The following is a 4,817-nucleotide window of genomic DNA, read 5'->3' as shown; positions in this document are numbered from 1 at the left end:
TTCTTTCCTAATGACAAATGACTAATGACTAATGACTAATGACTAAATTACTGGTAGTAGCTACGGGAAATCCCGGTAAATTGCGGGAAATGCAAGCTTATTTAGTTGATTCTGGTTGGGAATTAACCCTTAAACCCGCAGATTTAGATGTTGATGAAACTGGAGAAACTTTTGCAGCCAATGCTTGTCTCAAAGCCGCTGAGGTCGCTAAAGCTACAGGAAATTGGGCGATCGCCGATGATTCTGGTTTAGCTGTAAATGCGCTAAATGGCTCTCCTGGTGTATATTCTGCCCGTTATGGTCATAGCGACGCAGATCGTATTTCTCGGTTATTACGGGAATTAGGAGATACAGAAAATCGTCAAGCACAATTTCTCTGTGCAGTAGCAGTTGCAAACCCTCAAGGGGAAATAGTTTTGCAATCTGAAGGTATTTGTAAAGGTGAAATTCTTTATGCAACCCGTGGTGAGGGTGGTTTTGGTTATGATCCGATTTTTTATGTACCAGAAAAGCAGTTGACTTTTGCCGAAATGTCACCGGAATTGAAAAAGTCAATTAGTCATCGGGGTAATGCTTTGAAAAATCTAGTTCCCCAGTTGTTGAAGTTGTTAAGGTGATGGTTTTTGGGTAAGAATTCAGGTGAGGCGATAAGATCCCCGACTTCTTTTATTTATTGTGTCCATAAATGATAAATTGATCTTAGAAGTCGGGGATCTGGGTGTGAACGATTGCTAATTTTTTCTTCAGCTAGTCTGAGTTCATAATTTTTCTGCAAATTCATCCAAAATTCAGCACTATTACCAAACCATTGTCCTAGCCGTAATGCAGTATCAGCAGTAATTGACCTTTTACCATTAATTATTTCGGTAATTCTATTTTTTGGGACATGAAGCAAACGAGCTAATTCACTTGCACTTATTCCTAATTCATGCAGTTCATCAGCTAAAATTTCTCCAGGATGAATAGGTGGACGCGCCATATAATTTTCCTTTAGCACAATCAAACCACAAAAGGCGCTGCTGAATCACGAAATTCAACAACGCCAACTTTCTAGATACTCAACAATTACACAGCTTCGGTGTTCTTTTCTCCGGTACGAATTCTGACAACCTGTTCAACAGGGGAGATAAAAATTTTACCATCACCAATTTCACCAGTTCGAGCAGCGGCGATAATTTTATCAACCACCATATCTACTTGGTGATCTTCAACCACAATTTCCACCTTTAGTTTTTGCAAAAATTCAACAGTATATTCCGAACCACGATAGCGTTCAGTTTGACCTTTCTGTCGTCCAAAACCCCGGACTTCAGAAATTGTCATACCCACAATTCCCGCATTAACTAAGGCAATTTTCACCTCATCCAGCTTAAATGGGCGGATAATAGCTTCTACTTTTCTCATTTTTTTGATTCCTGACTTCTAAGAGCGTCGTTTATATATCTAACCAGATTCGTTGTCTAAAGCTGTAAATATAGCTTTACTTATTTAACTTAATTGTTATTATGTATTTTACGTCACCTCTTTTCTTGTTGCTGAAGGAGCGATCGCCAATCTGCGATCGCCTGATCTGTCCACAGCCAATTTTGAGCTAATTGATCTACTGTAAACTTCACAGGTTCATTCTGAATCACCATTTGACGGAGTTTAATAGCTTCTTTAATATATCTTTCCTGCCTATCAGCAGGTTGAGTATTCGCAGATTTATATAAACCCAAAGCTAATCCCGCATAAGCATTTAAAGCTTCTGATGGCATAATATTATTAGCTGTCTGGTTAGTAGACAAGCTTGTATCTTGCTGTTTAAGTGCCGAATCCACAGCCTTAAACCACGCATCATTAGCCCGATTCAAATTTCCCTCTGCATAGTAAGCAAATCCCACAGCATTCTTATACAGCGCCGAATCTGGGCGATCCCGTACCGCAATTTCCCAGTAACGACGGGCATCATCAATACTGTATTTTTGATCTTTGGTTTGAGCAAACTGCCAAGCCAATCGTCCGCGCAAAAAATTAACCGCTGGATCTTCTGTTTGCTGGGCGGGAATCAGCGCCAAAGCAGTTTCTGCTGATGCAAAAGCCCCACGATTGAGTAATTCCTCGACAGCCTCTAGTCCAGCTTGTAAATTACCTTGACTCAATTTTTCTGTAGCAGTAGCAGTAACAATACCTGTTGATGATGTTTTTAACTCAATAGGTTCGGGTTGTTTAATAGTCAAAGTTTGAGTAGGAATGGGTGGGATGTCCGAAACCAATGACTGTCGGTGATTCCACCACCAACTTAACGCAATTATCGCCGCGATCGCACCTGCACCCACCAGCCCAAAAATTGGCCATAGCCGACGACGGCGACGTGGTTGGTGAAGTGGTGGTAATGGTATTTGTTGAGAAACTGACCGATTAGTTTCAACAGTTGGCTGATTGGGTGTTGGTTGAGTAAGTCTATCTCCCCAAAAATTAACTTCCTTTTCTGCTTCTAAAGACGGCTGTTCCTGAAGATGATTTTCAGAAACCAGTGGCTCTAATTCAGCCTTCATGGGCGTTTCTTCAGTTTGAACCTGTGGATTACCTAGCTGACGAAATAAATCCGCAACAATTGCCGAATCTTCATCATAATCGGGATGATCATATTCAATTTCATCCAAAAGATCCCCCCAAGTATCATCCCCTAGCCAATCTAACTCAGAAGATTCCCTGGCTAACTCAGAAGGCATCATCATCTCCTCCAGAGTTAAAGGTATTTCCAAATCATCTGTCGCCGCAGCATACATGACATTATTTGATGTTCCCACAGATGACTGATATTCATTGACAAACTCCGAACTAGCAGATAAGCCAAGTTGCGGTCTGAGAAAACCTTCAAATTCCCGATGCAAATACAACATCGGTAAAGCCCAGTACATTTGGTGAGAACCATAGGCAGAAATTAAGCCCTGACGTACCCGACTCACACACAAATCCAGAGGATAGCCCTGGCTTAAGTTGCGGTAAAATAATTGAGTCAGTGTCAGCGCCACCTCATCAGGAATGCGTTCTGACATCGCCAAAACGCTGCTAATTCCTCTTTTTACCAAACTTTCCGTTAGGTTTCGTTCTCCTGTATCCCCAGCGGTTTCCGACTTAGCTCTATATGCTCCCAAACAAGAGTTAAATACCGCCATTTGGATATTATTATTGACCAGCAACCCAGCTAAATCATCACCACTCAGGGTTTCTGTTAAACCAGTTCTTCTACTAACTAAATATATTTCTCCCCCATTCCCACCCACATTACTATGACCGGAGTAGTGGAGAACATGATATCTTGCCTGTTCTAAAGCTTGAGTCAACTCTTCTCTTCCTGGTTGATCTAGAACAGTCAATTCAATTTCTGGGAGATAATTATTATTTTCCCCTGATCGGGGGATTTGGCGATGTAGTTCTGCTTGCAGGTTGATAGCTTCTTGTTTAAGCAAAGTTAGACGTATTTGATCAGTAGGTGAAGAAATCACCATCAGCACTTTTACCCCACTATCTTCCTGTTGTGTCGGCAGGTTGCGTGTGGGTAGTCTAGATGTGGAAGAAATTCCACTTTGGTAGCGAGAAAAAGCGATATAAGGACCAGTAGCCAGCGGGCGATCGCCCGCGTGCATTACTTCCCAAGGCAACCGCGCTAACCTAGTATCTTTCAATCCCAAACGCAAGCGCAGTACCTGTTGTTGATTCTGGGCAATACCTTGGGCAGTAATCCAACTATCTCTGAGAGTGCCTTGAAATAGTGCGTTGTATAATTGTTGACCCAGTGCTACCAGGTTTACAGAGTTTCTGGCGATAGCATCCCCCTGTAGCACCAACTGTAAAGGGTCATTCATTAAATGTCCTCCGGCCGCTAACCACTCAGCCACAGGCCAACTCACCAGTTCTTCTGCTAATGGCACCCCAGGTGCGACTTGTTCCGTCCGCACCAAGTAGTCATTTTGCCCTACTGGGGTTACGGAAATGTGAAATTCCTGGGTCACAATTTCTCCTGTTTGCCTCCTAAAATCCGGTTTTAACCATAAAATTGCCTAGTCTTTCCACTCTCTCTCCTACTTTAGAAGTATCTTGCTGAGGAATGTTTCTGATTTCGCGTTGTTTCGCCTTTAAGTGCTGCTACAACTTTATCCGGATTGGATTACTTCAGACTAGAACACTTTATTGGTAGATGCACCTTGATCTTCAACTCCCCTGGTAGGTTAACACCTGTTGGGGGTTTTCTTTTTAATTTTGGCAAAAAAAAGTAATGTTTGACCCAAGAATTTTTTCTCAAACATAGAAAATCAAATCCTGATAACTAACTCCCCTAACTAACTACCAACTATAGAAATTTTTTCGATAAGTAACAGTCACCTACATTTGGTTAAATTTATCCGGAGCATATTACAGTAACGAAGAAGGTTTAAATGGTAGATGCACCCTGATAATTAATCTCCCCTAGCTGGCTAACACCACTGGGGGTTTTTTATTTGCTTGCTAAATATCAATCATGGCAAAACAAGCAAATTTTTCCGGAAATAACATTTAACTTATGAACATTAAATTAGTAGATGCACCCTGATAACTAATCTCCCCTAGCTGGCTAACACCACTGGGGGTTTTTTATTTGCTTGCTAAATATCAATCATGGCAAAAAAACAAGTTTTTCCGGAATCAGACATTAAACCCCAGAAGATTCAAATTAGTAGATGCACCCTGATAACTAATCTCCCTTAGCTGGCTAACACCACTGGGGGTTTTTTTTGCTTAACAAACAATAATAATCACGGACTTCAATTGATCCGGAGCATGGCATCAACACC

At 41.5% G+C, this 4,817-nt stretch carries 4 protein-coding genes; 1 reads left to right on the top strand and 3 read right to left on the bottom strand.

Annotated elements, in window-relative coordinates; translation table 11 throughout:
- The first annotated feature begins 38 nt into the window (after positions 1-38).
- Positions 39-617 carry an RdgB/HAM1 family non-canonical purine NTP pyrophosphatase gene (gene rdgB / locus VB694_RS20845; protein ID WP_323362247.1) on the top strand — a complete coding sequence of 193 codons (579 nt, stop codon included), beginning with the start codon at positions 39-41 and terminating at the stop codon, positions 615-617.
- A gap of 53 nt (positions 618-670) precedes the next feature.
- On the opposite strand, the gene VB694_RS20840 is transcribed toward rdgB, so the two are convergent.
- From VB694_RS20840 to hetF, 3 genes are all read right to left on the bottom strand, one after another.
- The gene (locus VB694_RS20840) at positions 671-979 is read right to left on the bottom strand and encodes a HigA family addiction module antitoxin (RefSeq protein ID WP_323362246.1); all 309 of its coding nucleotides are present in this window, start codon (positions 977-979) and stop codon (positions 671-673) included.
- 86 nt (positions 980-1,065) lie between these two features.
- Positions 1,066-1,404: a P-II family nitrogen regulator gene (locus tag VB694_RS20835; protein WP_016953382.1), complete on the bottom strand. Its 339-nt coding sequence runs from the start codon at positions 1,402-1,404 to the stop codon at positions 1,066-1,068.
- 113 nt (positions 1,405-1,517) lie between these two features.
- Positions 1,518-3,998, bottom strand: coding sequence for a cell division protein HetF (hetF, locus tag VB694_RS20830; protein ID WP_323362245.1), 2,481 nt, complete (start codon positions 3,996-3,998; stop codon positions 1,518-1,520).
- Between the last annotated feature and the right edge of the window lie 819 nt (positions 3,999-4,817).

This window comes from Anabaena sp. UHCC 0451 (genome assembly GCF_034931405.1).
Lineage (GTDB): Bacteria > Cyanobacteriota > Cyanobacteriia > Cyanobacteriales > Nostocaceae > RDYJ01.
This window is presented reverse-complemented; position numbering and strand designations above follow the sequence as displayed.

Coding starts and splice junctions, on each gene's coding strand:
- VB694_RS20835 (WP_016953382.1), bottom strand. CDS start 1,404: ATGAGAAAAGTAGAAGCTATTATCCGCCCATTTAAGCTGGATGAGGTG.
- rdgB (WP_323362247.1), top strand. CDS start 39: ATGACTAAATTACTGGTAGTAGCTACGGGAAATCCCGGTAAATTGCGG.
- VB694_RS20840 (WP_323362246.1), bottom strand. CDS start 979: ATGGCGCGTCCACCTATTCATCCTGGAGAAATTTTAGCTGATGAACTG.